Consider the following 22,338-nt stretch of genomic DNA (forward strand, 5'->3'; position numbering starts at 1 on the left):
AATGGCCCGTACGGGCTTTAAGGAACGCGCAAGGTAGCGAGCGACGTTACCGCAGGGGCGGTAGATACGTCGCGCTGCGGCTGGCTGCGATCATGAATCGAGGGCGCGAACGCCCTCGCCTCGGGGGTTATTTCACCGTGAAAAACAACCGCCGGGCCTGGTCCAGATTGATTTCGCTGAGATACACCGCGGTTTTATGCTTCTCGCCAAGGCCATTGAGGGTGTCGGATTGCGCGCCACGGGCGTGCTCCTGCGGGGTTTTCAGGCGCGCCCGCAGGAATGCCTTGGCGGGCACCCAGTCGGTTGAATAATGAAAGTGCGCATACCACAGCACGCTATGGTCTTCACGGTTGTGGATGGTGTACTCGTCCAGATAGTCCCTCTCCGGGCCTTTGAGCCGGCGACGCGTGACGGTTTTTTTGATGACGATTTCCTGGTGTTTCAGCAACCATTCCAGGGCATGCACCGTGGGTGGATGTTTTTTGAACAACAACGACTTGCAGCGTGAAGCCTCCTTGTAGAGGGCTTGGGCCGCCTCGTTGAGTTTTTTGTCGACAAGGGCCGCCGAGGTTTGGTGACTTTCGGTTGCATTGCCTTGGGTAAGGGCCTCTTCAATATTCGAAGACGCCTGTTCCAGTTCCAGTGCGTGCTGGTGATACAGCGCTTCTATGCCGGTAGCAGTGCGCTCCGGCTTGGCGGCTTGTTCGGTAGCACGCAGCTTGAAAGCCTCCAGTGCGTCCAACAGGTCCTGGGCTTGATTGATGCGGGTGGCGATATCGACGGCGGTGCTGGACGTTGTTTCGACCGGGTTCACGCGCTGCACCCAGACGCCTGCGGGCTTTTCGTGGAAGGTCGCCATGACCTCCTGGGTAAGCGGAGACCTGATATCCACCAGCCCGGTTTCCTCGCCCATCGCCGATAGGCGTGGGTCACCTACGAGCACACCGTTGTAACGCGTATAAATGACTTTCTTCCGGGCTTTTGGCGGGGTTGGGGGCGGGGTTGGTCGGTTTCTGAGGGCCTCGCGTTCATTGTGCAGCAGCTCCAGGTGGCCAACGGTTTCGTTGTAGAAACTGCGGATTTTCTCACGCAGGCGCGTTAGGGGAGTGGTCAGTGCAACGTTGGTAAATTCAGCCGGAAAGTCCTGCAGGCGTTCATCGAGGACATTGAACTGTTCGACCAGGCTGCCCAAGGTTTCGATGCGTTCGTCCAGGCGCGACTCGCTGCGTTCGAACAGGGTTTCACGCAAGGTCTGAATCGACAGATTGGCGCTGTCGACAATACGGTCGATGGCGTTCCAGGCATCCGGAGCCGTGGTTATGCTGTTTTCGTCCACGCACAGATTGCGCGCCAGGGTCACTTGCAGGAACCTGAGGTCGCGAGCCGTGTAAATCGGCAAGCTTTTGCGATGTTGGCTCATCGCCTTGAAGCCGGATCGCCCCATCGCCCTAAGCTGAGCGAACCGCGATTCTGTGTAGTTCAGGCGTTCGATCATGTCCTGGCTCATCTCGGTCAAGGTTTGGGCGTCCTCGATATGGCGCTCCTCGGGATGGCTGGCCTGGCGCTCAATCTGGTCCAGCACGGTTTTAAGCTTTGGCGTGAACGTGACTTGAGCTTCGCGTATGCCGGTTTCCGTCAGGTCCAACTGGGCGCCGACGTAGCGCACGACTTGCTCTTGATAGTTCGCAGTCGGGGCAAACACATTCAAGACCTTGAGTTGTTGCAGCGCCGTTTCGTAGTTATTTCGCTGGGCCTCGAGCTTTTGCAGGTAGATCTCACGGCGGGCATCGGCCGAAGTGCCGGCCTCGGGATCCTCCATCTCAGCGCGGGCCGCCTGTATCTCGAATTGCGTGGTGCTCTTGTCTTGCTCAAATGCTGACAACCGCCGCTGGGCTTCCACCGCCTTGACATCCGCTTCGGATCTGGACCTTTCCTGTTGTTTTTTCGGGCCGCCGCCGCGCAGACGCAGACGCGTGTCGATGAACCATTGGCCCTGGGCGTTGTGAATCAACGTCGGGCCCGTGCGCTCCGGTTGCCTGGGGTCGATGATGACCACCGTTTCATCTTCATCCGTGTTCACCTCAAACCAGCGCTCCCCCACGGGGGCGTAGTAGTGCTGTGCGTGCCGGAATAGGTGCTGGTGCTGGCCTGCCGCGCTTTCAGCGGTGCCCAGGCCATCGGGCTTAGTGACTTTGAAGCTGTCGAGCAGGCTGGCGAGTTCACCAGGGGCGCGCTTGATTGCGCCACTGATGTGCAAGTGAGGTGAATGTTTGGACGCCAACGCCTGGGTCAGGGACGGTTGTTGTTTGACGGTGACGTCTGTGGCGCTTGTCGGCTGCGGCAGGGTTGGCTGGGCCTTGCGTGGGTAGCCGGGACGGTGGCTGCGGCTGGCGACGTGCAAGGTGATGGCCATCCCCAGGTTGAGCAGAACATCGGTGAGCGCCGACCACTCGGCTTGCTGCTCACCGTGCTCCCGGGCCTCGATAAAGTTCTGCAGTTGATCGACCACCTGCCAGATCCACGCCGCCGTGCCCACGGTACGGCCGAGAAAGGGCAGCACGGCATTGAACATCAGCCAGCCGGCTTGCTTGAACGTGGCCCAACGGTTTTCGGCATTGGAAACCGATTGCCGATCCGACAGTTCGATCAAGGCATCGGCGTTGGCTTTGAACAGTGTGGAAAAACGATCGCCGTTAAGCACTTGTTCACCTAACTCCATGGGGCCGCTCATGGTCCATAGTTTGTCGGGCTCGATCAGGTAGTCGGCCACTTGCCAGGGCGTAGGCAGTGCGCCGGGGAATACGTAATTGGCGTAGTCGTTACGCACCGCATCCGGTAGCCAGGCCAGTACCGACTCGCGCAGGGTGCTCGATTGCGAAATCCCATAGATCAGATTGGCCGGGGTAGGGAACTGTATCAGGGGCGGTGTGAACATCGGTCGATACAACAGGCATGGGCCGGCCGTCTGGTCCTCGGGGCCGATCACGTACATGTTGGCAACGGTGTCCAATGTCGCTTTCGCGCGCCGCAGGGGCCGGAACGCCAATGGCCTGAGCACAATGGTTTGCCCGTCAATCTGGCGGTCAGTGGCCTGGTCTTGTAACACCGCCGCCACATAACGGTAGCCTCGCTCGTCAATGCCTTCTTGCTGGCGAATCTTGGCTTGCAAGGCCTGCATAGGCAGCTGGATACGCAGGTGTTGGCTATAGAGGGTTTTACGGCGTAACGACTCCTGCGGGTCGTCCAACAGTTTTTGTTTGATCAACGCGGGATAGGCACTGCCGATATCGGCATGGGTGACCAAGTCTACAAAATAGTTGGAGTTCATCCACCCAGGCAGTTTGAATCCATTATCGGTCTCGACGGATCGGCTGCCGGTCGGCAGCGCAATCAGGTTTTGCAAGGCCAGTTCTACCACGCTCAAAGAGGTGGTTTCGAACTGCCCCGGCACCACAAAGGTGCCCCAGATGACCGGGCTTTTCACCGTCAGGCGGATTCTATCCAAGGGAACGTTGGCGCTGGCAGGATGATCCTTGATCATTTGCGCCTTGATCACCTTCAATGCGTAGTCCCCGATGGAAGGGACGTCGTCGAGGTAGGAACGGCCGGCATTCTGGTTGTGCAGGGCGGCGAGGTCCTTCAAGTGCCGAGCAAAGAAGTTCTGGTCGGCGATGGACGCCTTGGTCAGCCACTCGGGCAACTGGTTCTGATACCAGGCAAGCCCCGGGCCTTTTTCAGGGGCAAGGGGGGCGATGGCTGGCGGCGTGCCGAGGACGACATCGGCGTTATGGGTTTGGCGCAGGTCCGAGAAGTCGATTGCACCCACGGCCTCGATCAGCACGGACACCATCGCGCAGGCCTGATGATCGAAAAAGTCGCCATCAGGCTCGAACAGACGCCAATGAATTTCCTGGTTCGAGGCAGAGGCTGGCAGGTGCAATGACAATGAATTGCCCAGGTGCTCCAGCGAGGGAAATTTTTCATAACCCTTGAGCAGTGAATACATGAGGATCGACTGCTGCCCTTCATGTTCGCCGAGCAGTACCGCGATCACGACTTCATTCTGGTGGGTCATGTGGTCAGCGTCGACGCGGTCGATATCGATCAGGCAGGCCTTGAGGTTGTATGGGTCTTTGCCCTTCCTGTCGGCTTTATCGGGGTGGGTGAACAGGGTGCGCGCCATGGCGCACTCGGTGGTGCTCCAGTCGTCTGCAGTCTCGACATTCCAGACCTCCCGCAACATGCTCGACAACTCGTGCCAATGGGGGCCGCTACTGTTGGTTTGATTCCAGTAGGCGACCAACTGTTGCTGGAAGGCCCGCAGCATGACGGGGGCCAGCAGGTTGAGGGTTTTGGCGATTTCACAGATACGCACGGGCAAGTGAACTGTCGGCTCGACGATCGGTTGCTGGGTGAGAAAATGTTCGCCCTCGATGTACAACGCCGGCACTGACAGAACTGCCTGTTTGGCGAGGATGTCGCTGAGGGCCTTGTACTCCGTGGGCCCGGCGACAATCTCGTCGTCAATCAGTTGCCAGGTCGGCGTACCGACCATGGCGATGTCCGGGTCGATATCCAGCGTTGGGTACAGTTCCCGCAGTGACTGGCGCAACAAGGCCGATGCGGTTTCCCTGAATGAAGGGCCGACATAGAGTTGGGTGAACAGCGCTGAGCGCTCATCCAGCCGTTTAGCGTTCGTGTGGTTATTTGCAGCGGGTGAGGTCATGGTATGGCTTCCCTGTCTGGCCGGTTGATGGAGATAGCCCGAGGTACAGGCTCGGGATTTCCATGCTAGGGCTCGGCCAGCCAGGGAGGCGGTGCTTACATAGGCCTGCTGTTAAAGGCAGGTGCGCCTGTAGAGCGCTTTACCTTCCGGACTTTATCTTGGTCCAGGCCCTTGTCCTGGCGCGTTCGGCTTTGCTGTCCAGGGGTTTGAGGGTATAGAGCGTCGTCATCGCCGCCTCGGTCGGGTACAGGTTGGGGTTGTGGCGAATGGCCGGGTCGACCAGCTCGGTGGCGTCCTTGTTCGGGTTGGGGTAGCCGACAAAATCGCTGACCGGCGCGATCACATTGGGTTGCAGCAGGTAGTTGATAAAGATGTAGGCGTCGTCCGGGTTTTTTGCGCCTTTGGGGATGGCCAGCATGTCGAACCAGATCGGCGCGCCTTCTTTGGGCAGGCGCATGTCCACCGTCACGCCATTCTTGGCTTCTTTGGCGCGGTTGGCGGCCTGGGAGAAGCTGCCGGAATAGCCCACGGCCACGCAGATATCACCGTTGGCGATGTCGGCCATGTATTTGGAGGAGTGAAAGTAGGTGATGTACGGGCGGATCTTCATCAGCAGCGCTTCGGCTTTGTCATAATCCTTGGGGTTGCTGCTGTTGGGGTCCAGGCCCAGGTGCTGCAAAGCCAGCGGCAGGATTTCTGATGGCGAGTCCAGCAACGCCACGCCGCACTGCTTGAGCTTGCTGATGTTTTCTTCCTTGAAGATCAGATCCCAGCTGCCCACCGGCGCATTGTCACCCAACGCCGCCTTGACCTTGGCCGGGTTGAAGCCAATGAGGATGGTGCCGTACATGTAGGGCACCGCGAACTTGTTGCCCGGATCGTTAGCCTCAATCAACTTCATCAGCTTGGGATCGAGGTGGTTCCAGTTTGGCAGCTTGCTGCGGTCCAGCGGCTGGAACACGCCGGCTTCGATCTGCTTGGCCAGGAACACATTGGACGGTACCACCACGTCATAGCCGGAATTGCCGGTGAGCAGCTTGGCTTCCAGCGCTTCGTTGGTGTCGAAGATGTCGTAGACCAATTTGATAGCGGGGTTCTGCGCCTTGAAGTCTTCCAGGGCTTTGGGCGTGATGTAGTCGAACCAGTTGTAGACCTTGAGGGTTTTCTCTTCGGCGTGAGCCGCGCCGCTGAGGACGGCGGCACAGAGGACGAGCGACTTGAGCCTGTTCATTGGGCTGCTCCTTCAAAACCTTCGAGGACGTTGACGGCGTTGATGCCGATTTCTTCCACCGCGTAGCCGCCTTCCATCACAAACAGCGTGGGCTTGCCCAACCGGGCAATGCGCGCGCCCATGGCCAGGTAGTCCGGGCTGTCGAGCTTGAACTGCGAGATAGGGTCGTCCTTGAACGTGTCCACGCCCAGGGACACGACGATGATGTCGGCGCCATAGCGTTGGATCTCGGTGCAGGCTTCTTCCAGTGCAGCACTCCAGGCTGCCCAACCGGAACCGGCCGGCAGTGGGTAGTTGAAGTTGAAGCCCTCGCCGTCACCTTCGCCCAGCTCGTCGGCATAGCCGAGGAAAAACGGAAACTCCGCTTCCGGGTGGCCATGAATCGAGGTGAACAACACGTCGCTGCGGGCGTAAAAAATCGACTGGGTGCCGTTGCCGTGGTGGTAATCCACATCCAGGATCGCGACGCGTTTGTGGCCCTGGTCGAGGAAGGCCTGGGCGGCAATGGCGGCGTTGTTGAGGTAGCAGTAACCCCCCATCAAATCACCTGCGGCGTGGTGCCCGGGCGGGCGGCACAGGGCGAAGGCACTGTGGGCGCCGTTCTGGATGGCCTGTTGCGCCGTGAGGGCAACTTGCGCCGCGCTGTAGGCCGCTTGCCAGGTGCCGGCAGTAATCGGCGCGCCGCCGTCGAAACTGTAATAGCCGAGCTGGCCATGCAGGCTTGTGGGGATCACCCGGCGCAGCGTGCGCGCGGGCCAGGTGTAGGGCAGCAAGTCGCCGTCCTGGCCGAATTCGGTCCAGCGCTGCCAGGCGCCCTGGAAGAAGTCGAGGTAGTCGTGGCTATGGATACGCTGCAGCGGCGACAGGCCGAAATCCTGCGGTGCGTGCACCGGGCCCAGTTCGCGGCCTTTGACCCGTTGCAACACGTGGTCGGCGCGCGAGGGCATTTCAAAGCAGGGCATCAGTTGCCCGTCCATCAACTCACAGCGGCCATGGTGCAGGTGGTGATCGTCCGAGTAGATCGTCAGCATTTGTTGTTCTCCGCAGGCTGTATCGGTGGATCCAGTCTTGCGGCGGGCGTGCTTTAAGAGAACGGCAGGAGCGGCCAAAAGGGGATAATTATGGCCAAATTATCTGTCCTGAATTCGCCCCTCAATGAAGCATCATGCGCGAAATTGGCTCGGTGCCACGCCACTCCAACGCACAAAGGCATGCCTGAAACTTGCCGTTTCGCTGAAGCCCAGTGCCTCGGCAATCCGGTAGATCGGCCACTGGTCCTCAGCCAGCAGTTGCTTGGCGCGTTCGAAGCGCAACTCGTCCAGCAGCTCCTGGTAGCTGCAGCCCAGGTCATGCAGGTGTCGGCGCAGGGTGCGCGCTGAACAGTTCATCTGCTCGGCCAAACCCTCCAGGCCGGGCGCGGCGTTGAGCTGTGCGAGGAGCAGTTGGCGAATTCTGCCGAGCCAGGCCTGGCGCCCGGTGAACTCCAGGTTTTGTTTACGGCAACGCTCGGCCATGGCCTGGTGGGTGATGGCGTCGGCCAGGGGCAGAGGTTGGTCCAGCCAGTGTTTGTCGAAGGCAAAGGCATTGGCGGTGGCCTGAAATTGCAGCGTGCAGGGGAAACGTTCGGCGTAGCGCGTGCGGTAGTCGGGGGCGTCATGTTCGAAGCGCGCAGCCAGTAAGGGCAAAGGCTGGCCGAGCAGGTCGTCGCAGATCACTTTCAATGACGCCAGGCACAGCTCGACGTTGAACATTTCCAGGCTGGGGGTTTCCCGGTAGTCGCCGGCGGTGAACCAGATGCGCTCGCCGTCCTCTTCAAGGCTCAGCTCGAACAGTGTTCCCAACAGCGCCGGATACCGCAGGGCCAAGCGTAACGCGTCACCAAAGGTGGCACTGGTGAGCAGGGCGTAACCGAGCATGCCGTAGGCCGACACATGCATTTGTGCGCCCAGCTCCAGGCCGACATCGCGACGCAGGGCCACGGCATTGGCGCACACGCGCATTTCCTGATTGGTGGTGATGCGCGTGTCGGCCCGGCTCAAGTCCGCCGCACAGATGCCGCTGCCGGCCAGCAGTGCCTCATGGGGCAAACCTTTGAAGGTATTGAGCACCAGCGAAACAGCATTGAGGGTGGTGAGGTGGGAGTGCAGCATGGGAACTTCCAGCCAGGGGATGGCTGGAAGGGCAGCAAGTTACATGCCGGTCAGCTCAGTTCGCCGCACAGGTCCAGTTCCACCAGACGGCGCACTTCGCTGGCCTCAAGCCCGGCGCCGAGCAGCGCATTGAGCTTGCCGAACGCCGCTTCGCGGGTCATGCCGCCACCGGACAGCACGCCCACGCCACGCAAGCGGCTGCCGGCTTCGTATACGTCCAGCTCCACGCCGCCTTCATGGCATTGGGTGATTGCCACGACGGTCACGCCCAGCGCCTGCGCACGTTTGAGGCTGGCGAGGAAATCAGGGTTATCGCTCGGCCCGGTGCCGCTGCCGAAGCATTCCAGCACCAGCGCCTGGATGCCGCTGTCGATCAACGCATCCAGTTGCGCGGCGGCGATGCCCGGCACCAGCGGCAACACGCCGACATTGGCCAAGGCTTTGGGCTGGCGGTAATGCAGGGCGGCCGGGATCATGTCGGCCTGGGCGACGCCGCCATTGCGCTGCAGGGCTGCGAACGGATGGCGGCCGAAACTGCGGATTTTCGCGCAACGGGTCGGTGCCATCAGCGCGCCGTGGAAGTACAGCTGCACGCCCGGCGCCAGGCCTTCGCCCAAGGCCGTCAACGCGCCGCTGACGTTTTCCCAGGCATCGCTGTCGGGCACGCCGGCCGGCAGCATTGAGCCGGTGAAAACTACCGGCGCCGGCAGGCCCAGCAGTTGAAAGCTCATGGCTGCCGCGCTGTAGGCCAGGGTGTCGGTGCCGTGCAGGATCAGCACCGCATCGCAGCCTGCGTCGACGGCCTCAACCACGGCGCTGCGCAGATGCTGCCAATAGGTGGGCGTCATGTTGGCGCTGTCGATCAGTGGCGACATCTCTTGAAAGCGCCAGGTGGGCACTGCTGCATCGGCGAGCTGTTCGCGCATGCGCGCCTCAAAACCCGACGCCGGTGCCAGGCCGTTGGCGCTGGCTTGCATGCCAATGGTGCCGCCGGTGTAGAGCACCATCACGTTGTTAGCTGGTTGCATGAAAAATCTCCTGAACGAAAAACGCCGCCGGGCCCAGAGCATGCCCAAGGCCGGGCGGCGTGTCATCTAGCGGTGATTAACGTTGCGCTTGAGCGCTCAGTTCAGCCGAGGCGACTGCTTGCGGCTTTGCCGGGTTGGCCGGCCAGGCCTTGCGGTCCAGGTCCAGGTCGGGGAACTGGCTGGAGTCGAACACCGGCGTCTTGATGCCCGCTGCGCGCTGGTTGTCGTAGTCATTGAGGATGCGCATGGCAATCTTGAACAGGAACGCCAGGGCGAACAGGTTCACGAACGCGAGCAGGGTCATGGTGATGTCGGCAAAGGCGAACACGGTGCTCAGGTTCTCGATCGAACCCCAGAAAATCAGCACCAGCACCAGCGCGCGGTAGCCCATTAGCACCTTGCGGTTGTTGCCCACCAGGAAGCGCAGGTTGCTCTCGCCCAGGTAGTAGTTGTACATGATCGAGGTGAACACGAACAACGCCAGGGCCACCGAGATAAACATGCGGCCCCAGTCACCGACTACCGCCGCCAGGGAGTTCTGGGTCAGGGCAATGCCGTCGCCTTCAAAGCCTGGGGTGTAGAAACCGGAGAGCAGGATCAGCAACGCGGTGCAGGTGCAGATCACGAACGTGTCGAGGAACACGCTGAACGCTTGCACCACGCCTTGGGCGATCGGGTGTTCTACCGAGGCCACCGCGGCCACGTTAGGCGCACTGCCTAAACCTGCTTCGTTGGCGAACACGCCGCGCTTCACACCCATGATGATCGCGCTGCCCACCAGGCCACCGAAGGCTTGGTCGAGGCCGAACGCGCTTTTGACGATGGTCGCGAGCATGGCCGGTACGTGGTCGAATTGCAGCACGATCACGTACAGGGTCACAGCGATGTAGACCAGGGTCTTGACCGGCACCAGCAGGTCGGCAATCGAAGCGATGCGCTTGATCCCGCCGATGAATACCAGGCCCAGCAATACCGCCAGCGCCAGGCCGGTGTAGGTGGTGTCCAGGCCAAAGGCGTTGTTCAGCGAGTGAGTCACGGCGTGGGCTTGCAGGCCGTTGAAGGCGAAACCGAAAGTCACCAGCAACAGGAACGCCATGACCATACCCAGCCAGCGCTTCTGCAAACCGTGCTGGATGTAATACGCCGGGCCGCCGCGGTAGGTGCCTTCGGCATCGGTGCGCTTGTACAACTGGCCGAGGGAGCACTCGATAAAGCTCGAGGACATGCCCACCAGCGCGGTGACCCACATCCAGAACACGGCGCCCGGGCCACCCAGGGTCACGGCAATGCCGACACCGGCGATGTTACCGGCACCCACGCGGCCGGCCAGGCTGAGCATCAATGCCTGGAAGGAACTGAGCTGGCCGGAGCTGCTCTTCAGGCTGTCTTTGAACACCGAGAACATGTGGAAAAAGTGACGCAACTGTACGAAACGCGAGCGGATCGTGAAATAACCGCCGAGCCCGACAATGAGCACGATCAGTACTTTCCCTGAGAGGAAGTCGTTGATGACTTCGAGCATGGAGTGTTCCTCGCTGATTTTTCTAATGGCAAACGCAGGACGGTGCGAGCCCTCGCATAGCACCAGGCAGTGCGCGACGGTTCGACCCCAATCCTTTTGCGGGTGTTGTTATTCATGCGCTTTCGCGATGTCTGCGGGCCTCGTTACCGACGGCCGCAGACGCGAAGAGGGGCGGCACTATACCTAGGCGAGCGTGATCCGTCTGCACGGGGCGATTAAAGGTTTCAGCCAGGCGGTTGCAGGCAAGGAGGGTTTGCAGGGCGATATTGGATTTTTTATGGGCTTCATTTCACAACCTTGGGGCAAAAAAAAGGGCCTGAAGAACGAGCCTTCAGGCCCTCAAAAGGTGAGAGGTGTCTAGTCCCTCAACCTGGTGAGCGGTGCATCAAACGCTTAGGCCTTCAGCGGGACCAAACGTGGGGCAATCATGTTTTCGGGGCGCAGGATGTCGTCGAGCATGGCGTCGTCGAGCAAGCCTTCTTCGCGCACCAGTTCCAGCACGCCGCGGCCGCTTTCGAGGGCGATACGCGCAATGCGGGTGGCGTTTTCATAGCCGATGTACGGGTTCAGCGCGGTGACCAGGCCGATGGAGTGTTCCACCAGCTCGCGGCAACGGGCTTCGTTGGCGGTGATGCCGACGATGCAGTGCTCGCGCAGCATGTCCATGGCGCGTTGCAGCAGGCGGATCGAGTCGAAGATCTTGAAAGCGATCAGCGGCTCCATCACGTTCAACTGCAGTTGGCCGCCTTCGGCTGCCATGGTCAGCGCCAGGTCGTTACCGATAACCTGGAACGCTACCTGGTTCACGGCTTCCGGGATCACCGGGTTAACCTTGCCGGGCATGATCGAGCTGCCTGGCTGGCGTGCCGGCAGATTGATCTCGTTGATGCCGGTGCGTGGGCCGCTGGACAGCAGGCGCAGGTCGTTGCAGATCTTCGACAGCTTCACCGCAGTACGCTTGAGCATGCCGGAGAACAGCACGAAAGCGCCCATGTCGGAGGTGGCTTCGATCAAGTCGGCAGCCGGAACCAGCGGCTGGCCGCTGATCAGCGCCAGGCGTTGTACGGCCAGGGCTTGGTAACGTGGGTCGGCGTTGATGCCGGTGCCGATGGCGGTGCCGCCCAGGTTCACTTCGGTCAGCAGCTCTGGCGCCAGGGTTTTCAGGCGTGCCAGGTCTTCACCCAGGGTGGTGGCGAAGGCGCGGAATTCCTGGCCGAGGGTCATCGGCACGGCGTCTTGCAATTGGGTGCGGCCCATTTTCAGCACGTGGCCGAACTCGACACCTTTGGCGGCGAATGCCTGGATCAGGCTGTCGAGGCTGGCCAGCAGCGCGTCATGGCCCAGCAGCAGACCCAGGCGGATCGCGGTTGGGTAGGCGTCGTTGGTCGACTGCGCCATGTTCACGTCGTTGTTAGGGTGCAGGTACTGGTACTCGCCCTTGTTGTGGCCCATGGCCTCCAACGCGATGTTGGCGATGACCTCGTTGGCATTCATATTGGTTGAAGTGCCGGCGCCGCCTTGAATCATGTCCACCACGAACTCTTCGTGGAAATCGCCGCGGATCAGACGGGCACAAGCTTCGCTGATGGCAGCGTGCTTGGCTTCGCTGAGCTGGCCCAACTCGCGGTTGGCGTCAGCGGCTGCTTGCTTGACCATTGCCAGGCCGACCACCAATTTCGGGTAATGCGAAATCGGAACGCCCGAGAGGCGGAAGTTGTTCACCGCTCGCAGGGTCTGGATGCCGTAATACGCTTGAGCCGGTACTTCGAGTACGCCAAGCAGGTCTTTTTCGGTACGGAAAGATGCAGCGGAGGACATGACGGAAATCATCTCGATATGGACCCGGAACAGGCCGGAACGCTGCGAATGCTAGGCTTGTAGAAGTTTTTGGGCCAATGCTGTTAAGCACTGGCCTATGCACAAACGGCATAATGTAGGTGTGACCCGGTTATCATGGCGGGCGTGTGTGCCAAAATGGTGCATACCCGTGGGAGGAAGTGATGAACCTTGAGAGCAAATGGCTGGAAGACTTCAGTGCCCTGGCGGCCACCCGCAGCTTTTCCCAGGCGGCGGAACGGCGCTTTGTGACCCAGCCGGCGTTCAGCCGACGCATCCGCAGCCTTGAAGCTGCGTTGGGCCTGACGTTGGTCAACCGTTCGCGCACGCCGGTGGAGCTTACGGCAGCCGGGCAGTTGTTCCTGGTCACCGCGCGCACGGTGGTCGAGCAGCTCGGTGAAGTGCTGCGCCATTTGCATCATCTCGAAGGCGGTCAGGGCGAAGTCATGCAAGTGGCCGCCGCCCACTCCCTGGCATTGGGTTTCTTCCCGCGCTGGATCGCGCAATTGCGCAATGAGGGCTTGAACATCGCCACCCGGCTGGTCGCCACCAACGTTGGCGATGCGGTGCACGCCCTGCGCGAAGGCGGCTGCGACTTGATGCTGGCGTTCTACGACCCGGATGCGGCCATGCAGATGGACGCGGAAATCTTCCCGTCGCTGCACCTGGGTAACACCGAGATGCTCCCGGTGTGCGCCGCCGACGCCGACGGCAAACCGATGTTCGACCTGGAAGGTGAGGGCAGTGTGCCGTTGCTGGCCTACAGTGCCGGCGCCTTTCTCGGTCGCTCGGTAAATTTGCTGCTGCGTCAGCGCGCCCTGCGTTTCACCACCATTTACGAAACTGCCATGGCAGACAGTCTCAAGAGCATGGCCCTTGAAGGCTTGGGTATTGCCTGGGTGCCGCAGTTGAGCGTGCGTGCCGAACTGGCGCGGGGCGAACTGGTGGTGTGCGGCGGCCCGCAGTGGCACGTGCCGCTGGAGATTCGCCTGTATCGCTGCGCGTTGGTGCGCAAGGCGAACGTGCGGTTGTTGTGGCGTAAACTTGAAGGTGGTGCTGCGGGGGCGACTTCTGGATGAGCAAGTGAAGTCGCCGACGTCTGATGTAAATATGGTGTGTCAGCTGAACTTGTTTAGATAGGTGCGGATGTTTGTTCGGTTCTTATCGCTGAAGCGGTAATCGTTTGCGTGCATTGTTGAAACACTACTATCGTTCATAACAGTTTCATACCACCAAGGGAAATGATAGTTAACTTCGGCGTCGCTTGGTTTGGCGCCGAACATAAGCCCTACGGCGTGGGCAATTCCCCTGTCGTCATTCAATGCAGCAATGCCGGCGTCCAAGCCCGGAGCGCCTGATCCAGGGTGACCGTCTTCACTTTTTGGCGTAATAAACAAATATTTTTTGAGCCCTTCCGAGTTGTCGGTGGCCTGTTGCTTCTGTTGGCGCTTCAAATAGTCGACCTGTGAGTTCAGGTCGCTGAGCTTGTCGCCGCCTTTGCTGAAGCCACGCAGATGTGAGTAATGATCGACGTTGAACTTGACCTCGCGCCCGGCATATTTTTTAAATTCAGACTGGATCAGGTTGAAGTTTTTTTGCATTCGGTCTTTCTGCGACTGAGTGAGCCTGATGCTCTCATGCAAGATAACTTGTATTTCAACAGGTTTTTTTTCAGTGCTGGCAAGTAGGGGGCCGTCGGGTTTTGCAACGTGCCAGAAGTCAAAGGGTGATCTGTTAATGGATTGCATGACTAGCGCTCTCTATCGGCTTAAAGGCTTATTTAATAAAGCAATCACGCCGGGCATGTAAAACGCTTACTTGTTAACATCTGTGTTCAAGTGTTTATTTCCTACAAAGTGTTGCTCAATAACTCTGTTCGATCTTTCAAGCACATTCGGAGCGTCGTCAGCGCCTGCCTGACTTTTAAGTCAGTTTGTGCGATTGGTCAGGCCTGTGACGGGCGGTCTTCCAAGGGGCTGTTTATCTGGATTATTACGGTATACTGCGCGGCCTTCGGCCGGTCTAACCGGCCTTAATTCGTACACCAAGCCACGCCGGATTTCCCGCGTGGCTTGTTGTTTTTTGACGCGCCTGCGGGCGCCCAGAGAGAAGAGGCACGACGATGAGTGCATTGGTTGGCGTGATCATGGGCTCCAAGTCCGATTGGTCCACCCTTAGCCACACCGCCGATATGCTGGAAAAACTCGGCATTCCGTATGAAGTGAAGGTGGTCTCTGCCCACCGCACCCCGGATTTGCTGTTCCAGTATGCCGATGAAGCAGAATCCCGTGGCATCGAGGTGATCATCGCCGGTGCCGGCGGTGCGGCGCACCTGCCAGGCATGTGTGCGGCCAAGACCCACCTGCCAGTGCTCGGCGTGCCGGTGCAGTCGTCGATGCTCTCGGGCGTGGATTCGCTGCTGTCCATCGTGCAGATGCCGGCCGGTATTCCGGTGGCGACCCTGGCAATCGGCAAGGCCGGCGCGATCAACGCCGCGTTGCTGTCCGCCAGCATCCTGGGCGCCAAGCACCCGCAGTTCCATGCGGTGCTGAAAAAATTCCGTGCTGAGCAGACAGACAGCGTGTTGGACAACCCAGACCCACGTATCGCCTGAAGGTATTGATTGATGAAAATCGGTGTAATCGGTGGCGGCCAACTGGGTCGCATGCTGGCCTTGGCGGGCACCCCGCTGGGGATGAACTTCGCTTTCCTGGACCCGGCGCCGGACGCCTGCGCGGCGGCCCTGGGTGAACACCTGCGCGCTGACTACAGCGACCCGGACCATCTGCGCCAACTGGCCGATGAAGTCGACCTGGTGACCTTCGAATTCGAAAGCGTCCCGGCCGAAACCGTGGCCTTCCTGTCGCAATTCGTGCCGGTGTACCCGAGCGCCGAAGCCTTGCGCATCGCTCGCGACCGCTGGTTCGAGAAGAGCATGTTCAAGGACCTGGGCATCCCGACCCCGGCCTTCGCCGATATCCAGTCCCAGGCGGACCTGGACGCCGCCGTCGCCAGCATCGGCCTGCCAGCCGTGCTCAAGACCCGCACCCTGGGTTATGACGGCAAGGGCCAGAAAGTCCTGCGCACCGCTGCCGATGTGGTTGGCACCTTTGCCGAACTGGGCAGTGTCGCCTGCCTGCTGGAAGGCTTTGTGCCGTTCACCGGTGAAGTGTCGCTGATCGCCGTGCGTGCCCGTGACGGCGAGACCCGCTTTTACCCGTTGGTGCACAACACCCACGACAGCGGCATCCTCAAGCTGTCCGTGGCCAGCACCGACCACCCGTTGCAGGCCTTGGCCGAAGACTATTCCAGCCGCGTACTCAAGCAGCTGGATTACGTCGGCGTGATGGCGTTTGAGTTCTTTGAAGTCGACGGCGGCCTCAAGGCCAACGAAATCGCCCCGCGCGTGCACAACTCCGGGCACTGGACCACCGAAGGCGCCGAGTGCAGCCAGTTCGAAAACCACTTGCGGGCGGTGGCGGGCTTGCCGTTGGGTTCCACGGCCAAGGTCGGCGAGAGCGCCATGCTCAACTTTATCGGTGCAGTGCCACCGGTAGAAAAAGTCATCGCCATTGATGACTGCCACCTGCACCACTACGGCAAGGCTTTCAAAGTCGGGCGTAAAGTTGGCCACGCCAACCTGCGCTGCAAGGACCGTGCGACCCTTGAGGCGCAGATTCTCAAGGTCGAAGCGCTGATCGCCGAGCAATAACCTTGAGGGCGGCGGGAACCATTGGTTATCGCCGCCTCTCTGATTGCAGGACGCTAAAGTCTGACTAGGCTTTCGTGTAGTTCACTTCATTCAGAGGGAAATGCCATGGGTATCATTGGAACCATCTTTATCGGCTTGATCGTCGGCCTGCTGGCGCGTTTCCTCAAGCCTGGCGACGACAGCATGGGCTGGATCATGACCATCCTGCTGGGTATTGCAGGTTCCCTGGTCGCCACCTACGGTGGTCAAGCCCTGGGCATCTACCAGGCGGGTCAAGGCGCGGGCTTCCTCGGCGCGCTGATCGGCGCCATCGTGTTGCTGGTGATCTACGGCCTGCTGAGAAAGAAATGATCTAAGCGACAAAGCCCTCTGCGCTGCGCAGGCGCAGAGGGCTAGAATGCTCGGCATCTGAACTTGCCGAGCTTATTCATGCGCCGTCTTTTATTCACACTCCTCCTGCTGGGCTCAGGCCTGGCGCACGCCGGTGAACTGCCGGAAACCGACTGGCTCGACCTGATGCCGCTTTCAGACCAGAAAGCCCTCGAAGCCATGCCCGAGATCGACCACAACTCCCCCGAAGCCCAAGGCACGTTCACCGACAAAGGTGGCTTGAAGCAGAGCAAAGGCCTGCCGGCGGTGATGTACTCGACCAAGACCGTGGCCGCCATGAACGGCAAGAACATCCGCATCGGCGGTTACCCGGTACCGTTGGAAACCGACGCCAAGGGCCGCAGCACCCTGTTTTTCCTGGTGCCGTACCCAGGCGCCTGCATCCACGTACCGCCACCGCCGCCTAACCAGTTGGTGCTGGTGCGTTATCCCAAGGGGCTGAAGCTGGATGATATCTACACGCCGCTGTGGGTGACGGGCACGTTGAAGGTGGAGAAGGTCAACAATGACCTGGCAGATGCGGCGTATGCGCTGGATGCGGGGAAGGTCAGGGTAGTCAAAGAATCCGATCTCTAGATCATGACGCAGAACCCAATGTGGGAGCGGGCTTGTGTGGGAGCTGGCTTGCCTGCGATTCAGGCACCTCGGTGTATCAGTGAAACCGAGGTGATGCTATCGCAGGCAAGCCAGCTCCCACACAAGCCCCACATTTTTGATTGGGTTTACAGGCCGATACTGGTGATGCTTACGCCCAAAGTATGGCTTTGACCCGGCGCCAAGCTCACCACATCATCCAGCACATTGGCCGTCTCGATGCACAGCATGCCCTGCCAGCCATCATCGGCCATGTCGTCAAACGCCTTGGCGCGTTCGGTCCATGGGTTCCAGATCACGGTGGAGTTCGAACCCTCGGCGGTCAGTTGGATGCGACGCTGCCAATCTGTATCGACGATATCGAGCTGCGCCGGAGTATCCAGGTAGATACGGTCAGTCTCGGCACTGAAGTGCAGCAGACCGGACTGCTTCTTCTCGGCCCAGCCATCGGCAGTGTCGATATACGCCAGCCCATCCAGCCCTTCGACCTGCACCTTGCGCACGTCACTCACGGCGAAGTACGTGTGCAGCGCCTGGCTGAGTGTCACGATGTCGGTGCCACGGTTGTGGCTGGTCAGGTGGATGTGCAGTTGATCGTCCAACAGCAGGCTCAGTGTCAGGTCGACCTGATGCGGCCAGCCGGGGAAGCCGCCCTCGGGAACCGGCAGCACCAAATCCACCCGCAGCGCTTGGCCTTCGAGTTCGCTCACAGCCAGCCCCCACTGTGCCGTGCGCACAAAACCATGGGCGCCGGCCGGTTGCTCGCTCTGGCGCATCGCCTTGACGCTCTGCGGGTTGCGGTCAAACACACCAAACCATGGCCAGCACACCGGCACGCCGGTACGGATGCCCTTGCCTTGCTTGTACACCGCCGCAGGGTTCGGCCAGATCAACGGCTGTTCGCCCTGGCGCTGGTAACTGAAGAGGTGCGCGCCCTGTTGGGCCACCATCAATTCAGCGCCATTGTGGCGAATGCGCCAGCAGTCCAGCTCGTCGATTTTCACAGTTTCAACGTGGGGCACAGGCATACAAAGCACTCTTTATGGCAGGCAATGGGGCAATTGACCGTCAAAACCCGGTGAGGTTTAACGCGCGCGCGACGGTACCGAACGTGTGCGGCCGCTGCCATCGATGGCGACGAACACAAACACCGCCTCGGTGACTTTGCGCCATTCGCTCGACAGCGGGTCGTCGCTCCACACTTCGACCATCATCTGGATCGAGCTGCGGCCGATTTCCAGGGCCTGCGTGTAGAAAGACAACTGCGCGCCGACGGCCACCGGCACCAGGAACGCCATGCGATCAATCGCTACGGTGGCCACGCGGCCGCCGGCGACCTTGCTGGCCATGGCCGTGCCGGCCAGGTCCATCTGCGCGACCAGCCAGCCGCCGAAGATATCGCCAAAACCGTTTGTTTCACGCGGCAGCGCGGTGATTTGCAAGGCGAGATCGCCTTGCGGGATAGGATCTTCTTGTTCGAGTTCAATCATGCCGAGGGTGCCTCTGACCCGTAACGCTTCATGGGTGTTTCAAGTGGATAGCCGTCTTCTGGAAAAACGTTTCAGCACCAACCTACACCGCTCGATACGTTTCTCGTAAGGCGCACTAAAGGGAAACTCTGCCAAAGCGGCTGGAACCTAACCTGAGGGTCATCCAACAACGTTTTGGCACAGCAGCCCCTCAAGACAGCGGGTTTGGCGCTCGCACGGGCCGAGTATATCGAGACCCTGTGGCGACGACGACCTCCGCAAGCTCATTTGGTCGGCAAATCTGCGCTGTATCGCGGCTTTTTGCAGAAACTGTGCCTATCGCCGGGATTATTTACAGCGTCCGGGCTGTTAGTCGGGTCAGCACCTTTGGTAGAGAAGCCCGACATGCCCACCGTTCCCGCGAGCGCCGTGCACGCTGGCACGGCCTGTTATCGGGGACTGCCTTTGGAAACGCGGGCGTCAAGCAACGCTGTGCTTTTGCGGGCGATTTGTTATCGTGCCGAACCGACCCCGGCGCCTGCCGGGGTCTCGCGTTCGCCGTCCTGACAATAAGAGAAGCCTTGCCATGTCCTCCGTGCCTGCAAGCAGCGCGCAACCTTCGCGCCCGCTGACCCGCAACGACTACAAAACCCTGTCGCTGTCTGCCTTGGGCGGGGCGCTGGAATTCTACGATTTCATTATCTTTGTATTTTTCGCCACCGTGGTCGGGAAGCTGTTTTTCCCCGTCGACATGCCCGAATGGCTGCGCATGATGCAGACCTTCGGTATCTTCGCCGCCGGCTACCTGGCACGCCCGCTGGGCGGCATCATCATGGCGCACTTCGGTGACCTGCTGGGCCGCAAAAAAATGTTCACCCTGAGCATCTTCATGATGGCCGTGCCGACCCTGATCATGGGCCTGTTGCCGACCTACGCACAGATCGGCCTGTGGGCACCGCTATTGTTGCTGCTGATGCGCGTCATCCAGGGCGCCGCCATTGGCGGCGAAGTACCGGGCGCCTGGGTGTTTGTTTCCGAACACGTGCCGCCGCGCCACATCGGCTATGCCTGCGGTACCCTGACCAGCGGCCTCACCGCCGGTATTTTGCTGGGTTCGCTGGTGGCGACCGCCATCAACTCCCTTTATACCCCGGAGCAGGTCTCGGATTACGCGTGGCGTATCCCGTTCCTGCTGGGCGGTGTGTTCGGCCTGCTGTCGGTGTACTTGCGCCGTTGGCTGCATGAAACACCGATCTTCGCTGAGATGCAGCAGCGCAAAACCCTGGCTGCCGAGCTGCCATTGCGCGCGGTACTGCGTGACCACCGTGGCGCCATTGTGCTGTCGATGCTGCTGACGTGGTTGCTGTCGGCGGGTGTGGTTGTGGTCATCCTGATGACCCCGACCGTGCTGCAAACCGTTTACCACTTCAGCCCAACGGTTGCGCTGCAAGCCAACAGCCTGGCGATCGTTACGCTGAGCCTGGGCTGTATCGCTTCCGGCGCGCTGGCTGACCGTTTTGGTGCCGGTCGCGTTTTGGTCACCGGTTGCGCGTTGTTGCTGGCCACCTCCTGGACGCTGTATCACAGCCTGATGGCCCACCCGGACTGGTTGTTCCCGCTGTACGCGTTGACCGGCCTGTTTGTAGGCACCATCGGTGTAGTGCCTTACGTAATGGTGAAAGCGTTCCCGCCGGTGGTGCGTTTCAGCGGCTTATCGTTCTCCTACAACGTCGCCTACGCCGTATTCGGCGGCCTGACGCCATTGGCGGTATCGCTGCTGATGAAGGAAAGTCCGATGGGTCCTGCTTATTACGTGGCTGTCCTGTGCGTGATGGGGATAGCGGTCGGTGGCTACCTGTGGAAGCGCGGGCGCTGAATGATCGTTCCCACGCTCTGCGTGGGAATGCCGGCCTGGACGCTCTGCGTCCGCTTTTGAAGGTCGTGACGCAGAGCGTCACTGGATGCGTTCCCACGCAGAGCGTGGGAATGATCAATTCCAGCATAGATTACAGAGTGTTTCTGAAACATCGCTCCAAGCGCCTGAACCTCCTCGCAAGCCCCGGATTTATTGCACTTTCCCCTTCCTGTCAGGATTTTCACAAATACTGGCCTTTCATCTAATTGTCATATTCCAGACATAGAGTGTTCACACGGCCTACCGATACTTGGCCCCGATCCAACTATCCCTATCTGCTAGGAGCAAGGCATGAAACTGAAACGTTTGATGGCGGCAATGACTTTTGTCGCTGCTGGCGTTGCGACCGCCAACGCGGTGGCCGCTGGTGTTGATCCGGCAATCCCGGCTTACGTTAAGACCACTGGTGTGTCGGGCAACTTGTCCAGCGTCGGTTCCGATACCCTGGCTAACCTGATGACCCTGTGGGCTGAGGGTTACAAAAAGGAATACCCGAACGTCAACATCCAGATTCAGGCTGCCGGCTCCGCCACTGCACCTCCTGCGCTGACTGAAGGCACCTCCAACCTGGGCCCGATGAGCCGCAAGATGAAGGACACCGAACTGGCGGCCTTCGAGCAGAAGTACGGTTACAAGCCAACCGCTATCCCGGTTGCCGTGGATGCCCTGGCCGTGTTCGTGCACAAAGACAACCCGATCCAGCACCTGACCATGGAACAAGTCGACGCGATCTTCTCCTCGACGCGTCTGTGCGGTGCTAAAGCCGACGTTAAAACCTGGGGCGACCTGGGTGTGACCGGCGACCTGGCCAACAAGCCGGTTCAGCTGTTTGGTCGTAACTCGGTGTCCGGCACCTACGGCTACTTCAAAGAAGAAGCCCTGTGCAAAGGCGACTACAAGCCAAACGTCAACGAACAACCCGGCTCGGCTTCGGTCGTGCAGTCGATCAGCTCCTCGCTGAACGGCATCGGTTACTCGGGTATCGGCTACAAAACCGCTAGCGTGAAGACCGTGGCTCTGGCCAAAAAAGGCAGCACTGACTTCATCGAAGACAGCGAAGAAAACGCCCTGAACGGCAAATACCCGCTGTCGCGTTTCCTCTACGTGTACGTCAACAAAGCCCCGAACAAGCCTCTGGCCCCGCTGGAAGCTGAGTTCGTGAAGCTGGTTCTGTCCAAACAGGGCCAGGAAGTGGTCGTCAAAGACGGTTACATCCCGCTGCCGGCTAAAGTGGCTGCCAAGGCACTGGCTGACCTGGGCTTGAAAGAAGGCGGTAAGTAAGCCTGCAATACCTGATGTAGCAGCGGGCCCTGCGGGAGCGGGCTTGCTCGCGAAGACGGTGTGTCATTCAACTCATCTGGCGACTGACGCACCGCCTTCGCGAGCAAGCCCGCTCCCACAAAAAGCCCGCCCGCATCTCTAATTTTTTAATCCGCTGCCAGCCCTGCTACGCGGCGGATTTCTTGCGTCACTGCATTGTCATCTTTCTGTCATACAGGATCGCTAGGGTGTGCGCATGAATGATCTGGCCAATTCCACCATGACGACGACTTCTCCCCCCAAGCGTATTGATTTCAATACGCCTGAGCTGCAACGCAAGCGCCGCATTCGCGCGCTCAAGGATCGCCTGACTCGCTGGTACGTGTTGATCGGCGGCCTCGCCGTGCTCGGCGCCATCACCCTGATCTTCTTCTTCCTGGCTTACGTAGTTGCGCCTTTGTTCCAGGGTGCCTCGCTGACCAAGGAAGACGCGCTGACACCCGCC

The 22,338-nt window shown here is 60.1% G+C and carries 18 protein-coding genes; 8 read left to right on the forward strand and 10 right to left on the reverse strand.

Annotated elements, in window-relative coordinates:
- Nucleotides 1–127 precede the first annotated feature (127 nt).
- The 6 genes from BLV67_RS24365 to BLV67_RS24390 form a co-directional block, all read right to left on the reverse strand.
- On the reverse strand, nucleotides 128–4,726 hold the full coding sequence (locus BLV67_RS24365) for a dermonecrotic toxin domain-containing protein (protein WP_074854536.1): 4,599 nt from the start codon (nucleotides 4,724–4,726) through the stop codon (nucleotides 128–130).
- A 139-nt stretch (nucleotides 4,727–4,865) separates the two neighbouring features.
- Nucleotides 4,866–5,957, reverse strand: a complete 1,092-nt coding sequence (locus tag BLV67_RS24370; protein WP_069785751.1) for a polyamine ABC transporter substrate-binding protein — start codon at nucleotides 5,955–5,957, stop codon at nucleotides 4,866–4,868.
- On the reverse strand, nucleotides 5,954–6,988 hold the full coding sequence (locus BLV67_RS24375; protein ID WP_069785750.1) for a histone deacetylase family protein: 1,035 nt from the start codon (nucleotides 6,986–6,988) through the stop codon (nucleotides 5,954–5,956). The genes BLV67_RS24370 and BLV67_RS24375 overlap by 4 nt, the downstream gene beginning before the upstream one ends.
- A 132-nt stretch (nucleotides 6,989–7,120) precedes the next feature.
- Nucleotides 7,121–8,107: an AraC family transcriptional regulator gene (locus BLV67_RS24380; RefSeq protein ID WP_069785749.1), complete on the reverse strand. Its 987-nt coding sequence runs from the start codon at nucleotides 8,105–8,107 to the stop codon at nucleotides 7,121–7,123.
- Nucleotides 8,108–8,157: 50 nt separating this feature from the next.
- Nucleotides 8,158–9,135, reverse strand: coding sequence for an asparaginase (locus BLV67_RS24385; protein WP_065932071.1), 978 nt, complete (start codon nucleotides 9,133–9,135; stop codon nucleotides 8,158–8,160).
- Between the two features lie 76 nt (nucleotides 9,136–9,211).
- Nucleotides 9,212–10,657, reverse strand: a complete 1,446-nt coding sequence (locus BLV67_RS24390) for an alanine/glycine:cation symporter family protein (protein ID WP_065932072.1) — start codon at nucleotides 10,655–10,657, stop codon at nucleotides 9,212–9,214.
- Nucleotides 10,658–10,850: 193 nt separating this feature from the next.
- Between BLV67_RS24390 and BLV67_RS33160 the strand changes: the two genes are divergently transcribed.
- A complete protein-coding gene (locus BLV67_RS33160; protein WP_163005450.1) occupies nucleotides 10,851–11,018 on the forward strand; it encodes a hypothetical protein in 168 nt (55 codons plus the stop codon).
- A gap of 32 nt (nucleotides 11,019–11,050) precedes the next feature.
- On the opposite strand, the gene aspA is transcribed toward BLV67_RS33160, so the two are convergent.
- A complete protein-coding gene (gene aspA / locus BLV67_RS24395) occupies nucleotides 11,051–12,475 on the reverse strand; it encodes an aspartate ammonia-lyase (protein WP_017135792.1) in 1,425 nt (474 codons plus the stop codon).
- A gap of 182 nt (nucleotides 12,476–12,657) precedes the next feature.
- On the opposite strand from aspA, the gene BLV67_RS24400 reads away from it, so the two are divergent.
- Nucleotides 12,658–13,572 (forward strand): LysR substrate-binding domain-containing protein, encoded by a 915-nt coding sequence (locus BLV67_RS24400; RefSeq protein WP_065932073.1) that lies wholly within the window; start codon nucleotides 12,658–12,660, stop codon nucleotides 13,570–13,572.
- Nucleotides 13,573–13,611: 39 nt separating this feature from the next.
- On the opposite strand, the gene BLV67_RS24405 is transcribed toward BLV67_RS24400, so the two are convergent.
- Nucleotides 13,612–14,241 carry a hypothetical protein gene (locus BLV67_RS24405; RefSeq protein WP_069785748.1) on the reverse strand — a complete coding sequence of 210 codons (630 nt, stop codon included), beginning with the start codon at nucleotides 14,239–14,241 and terminating at the stop codon, nucleotides 13,612–13,614.
- A 374-nt stretch (nucleotides 14,242–14,615) separates the two neighbouring features.
- Here BLV67_RS24405 and purE point away from each other — a divergent pair, with 374 nt between their 5' ends.
- The 4 genes from purE (at nucleotide 14,616) to BLV67_RS24425 (ending at nucleotide 17,171) form a co-directional block, all read left to right on the forward strand.
- A complete protein-coding gene (purE, locus tag BLV67_RS24410; RefSeq protein ID WP_003195648.1) occupies nucleotides 14,616–15,107 on the forward strand; it encodes a 5-(carboxyamino)imidazole ribonucleotide mutase in 492 nt (163 codons plus the stop codon).
- 12 nt (nucleotides 15,108–15,119) lie between these two features.
- Complete coding sequence (locus tag BLV67_RS24415; protein WP_065932075.1) at nucleotides 15,120–16,205, forward strand: 5-(carboxyamino)imidazole ribonucleotide synthase; 1,086 nt, start codon at nucleotides 15,120–15,122, stop codon at nucleotides 16,203–16,205.
- Nucleotides 16,206–16,310: 105 nt separating this feature from the next.
- Nucleotides 16,311–16,556: a GlsB/YeaQ/YmgE family stress response membrane protein gene (locus BLV67_RS24420; RefSeq protein ID WP_015886585.1), complete on the forward strand. Its 246-nt coding sequence runs from the start codon at nucleotides 16,311–16,313 to the stop codon at nucleotides 16,554–16,556.
- A gap of 78 nt (nucleotides 16,557–16,634) precedes the next feature.
- A complete protein-coding gene (locus tag BLV67_RS24425) occupies nucleotides 16,635–17,171 on the forward strand; it encodes a DUF3299 domain-containing protein (RefSeq protein WP_017135795.1) in 537 nt (178 codons plus the stop codon).
- Nucleotides 17,172–17,317: 146 nt separating this feature from the next.
- Here BLV67_RS24425 and BLV67_RS24435 read toward each other — a convergent pair whose 3' ends face one another.
- Nucleotides 17,318–18,217 carry a D-hexose-6-phosphate mutarotase gene (locus BLV67_RS24435; protein WP_069785747.1) on the reverse strand — a complete coding sequence of 300 codons (900 nt, stop codon included), beginning with the start codon at nucleotides 18,215–18,217 and terminating at the stop codon, nucleotides 17,318–17,320.
- Nucleotides 18,218–18,274: 57 nt separating this feature from the next.
- Entirely contained in the window at nucleotides 18,275–18,679 is a 405-nt protein-coding gene (locus tag BLV67_RS24440) for an acyl-CoA thioesterase (protein ID WP_003176975.1), read from the reverse strand.
- A 565-nt stretch (nucleotides 18,680–19,244) separates the two neighbouring features.
- Between BLV67_RS24440 and BLV67_RS24445 the strand changes: the two genes are divergently transcribed.
- The gene (locus tag BLV67_RS24445) at nucleotides 19,245–20,534 is read left to right on the forward strand and encodes an MFS transporter (RefSeq protein ID WP_065932077.1); all 1,290 of its coding nucleotides are present in this window, start codon (nucleotides 19,245–19,247) and stop codon (nucleotides 20,532–20,534) included.
- Between the two features lie 330 nt (nucleotides 20,535–20,864).
- Complete coding sequence (locus tag BLV67_RS24450) at nucleotides 20,865–21,854, forward strand: phosphate ABC transporter substrate-binding protein PstS (RefSeq protein WP_003213401.1); 990 nt, start codon at nucleotides 20,865–20,867, stop codon at nucleotides 21,852–21,854.
- Nucleotides 21,855–22,338 lie beyond the last annotated feature (484 nt).

It is taken from the genome of Pseudomonas salomonii (genome assembly GCF_900107155.1).
Taxonomy (GTDB): domain Bacteria; phylum Pseudomonadota; class Gammaproteobacteria; order Pseudomonadales; family Pseudomonadaceae; genus Aquipseudomonas; species Aquipseudomonas salomonii.

What these genes read in the sequence shown, in the direction of transcription:
- BLV67_RS24365 (WP_074854536.1), bottom strand. Translation starts at nt 4,726, where the DNA reads ATGACCTCACCCGCTGCAAATAACCACACGAACGCTAAACGGCTGGAT.
- BLV67_RS24370 (WP_069785751.1), bottom strand. Translation starts at nt 5,957, where the DNA reads ATGAACAGGCTCAAGTCGCTCGTCCTCTGTGCCGCCGTCCTCAGCGGC.
- BLV67_RS24375 (WP_069785750.1), bottom strand. Translation starts at nt 6,988, where the DNA reads ATGCTGACGATCTACTCGGACGATCACCACCTGCACCATGGCCGCTGT.
- BLV67_RS24380 (WP_069785749.1), bottom strand. Translation starts at nt 8,107, where the DNA reads ATGCTGCACTCCCACCTCACCACCCTCAATGCTGTTTCGCTGGTGCTC.
- BLV67_RS24385 (WP_065932071.1), bottom strand. Translation starts at nt 9,135, where the DNA reads ATGCAACCAGCTAACAACGTGATGGTGCTCTACACCGGCGGCACCATT.
- BLV67_RS24390 (WP_065932072.1), bottom strand. Translation starts at nt 10,657, where the DNA reads ATGCTCGAAGTCATCAACGACTTCCTCTCAGGGAAAGTACTGATCGTG.
- aspA (WP_017135792.1), bottom strand. Translation starts at nt 12,475, where the DNA reads ATGTCCTCCGCTGCATCTTTCCGTACCGAAAAAGACCTGCTTGGCGTA.
- BLV67_RS24400 (WP_065932073.1), top strand. Translation starts at nt 12,658, where the DNA reads ATGAACCTTGAGAGCAAATGGCTGGAAGACTTCAGTGCCCTGGCGGCC.
- BLV67_RS24405 (WP_069785748.1), bottom strand. Translation starts at nt 14,241, where the DNA reads ATGCAATCCATTAACAGATCACCCTTTGACTTCTGGCACGTTGCAAAA.
- purE (WP_003195648.1), top strand. Translation starts at nt 14,616, where the DNA reads ATGAGTGCATTGGTTGGCGTGATCATGGGCTCCAAGTCCGATTGGTCC.
- BLV67_RS24415 (WP_065932075.1), top strand. Translation starts at nt 15,120, where the DNA reads ATGAAAATCGGTGTAATCGGTGGCGGCCAACTGGGTCGCATGCTGGCC.
- BLV67_RS24420 (WP_015886585.1), top strand. Translation starts at nt 16,311, where the DNA reads ATGGGTATCATTGGAACCATCTTTATCGGCTTGATCGTCGGCCTGCTG.
- BLV67_RS24425 (WP_017135795.1), top strand. Translation starts at nt 16,635, where the DNA reads ATGCGCCGTCTTTTATTCACACTCCTCCTGCTGGGCTCAGGCCTGGCG.
- BLV67_RS24435 (WP_069785747.1), bottom strand. Translation starts at nt 18,217, where the DNA reads ATGCCTGTGCCCCACGTTGAAACTGTGAAAATCGACGAGCTGGACTGC.
- BLV67_RS24440 (WP_003176975.1), bottom strand. Translation starts at nt 18,679, where the DNA reads ATGATTGAACTCGAACAAGAAGATCCTATCCCGCAAGGCGATCTCGCC.
- BLV67_RS24445 (WP_065932077.1), top strand. Translation starts at nt 19,245, where the DNA reads ATGTCCTCCGTGCCTGCAAGCAGCGCGCAACCTTCGCGCCCGCTGACC.
- BLV67_RS24450 (WP_003213401.1), top strand. Translation starts at nt 20,865, where the DNA reads ATGAAACTGAAACGTTTGATGGCGGCAATGACTTTTGTCGCTGCTGGC.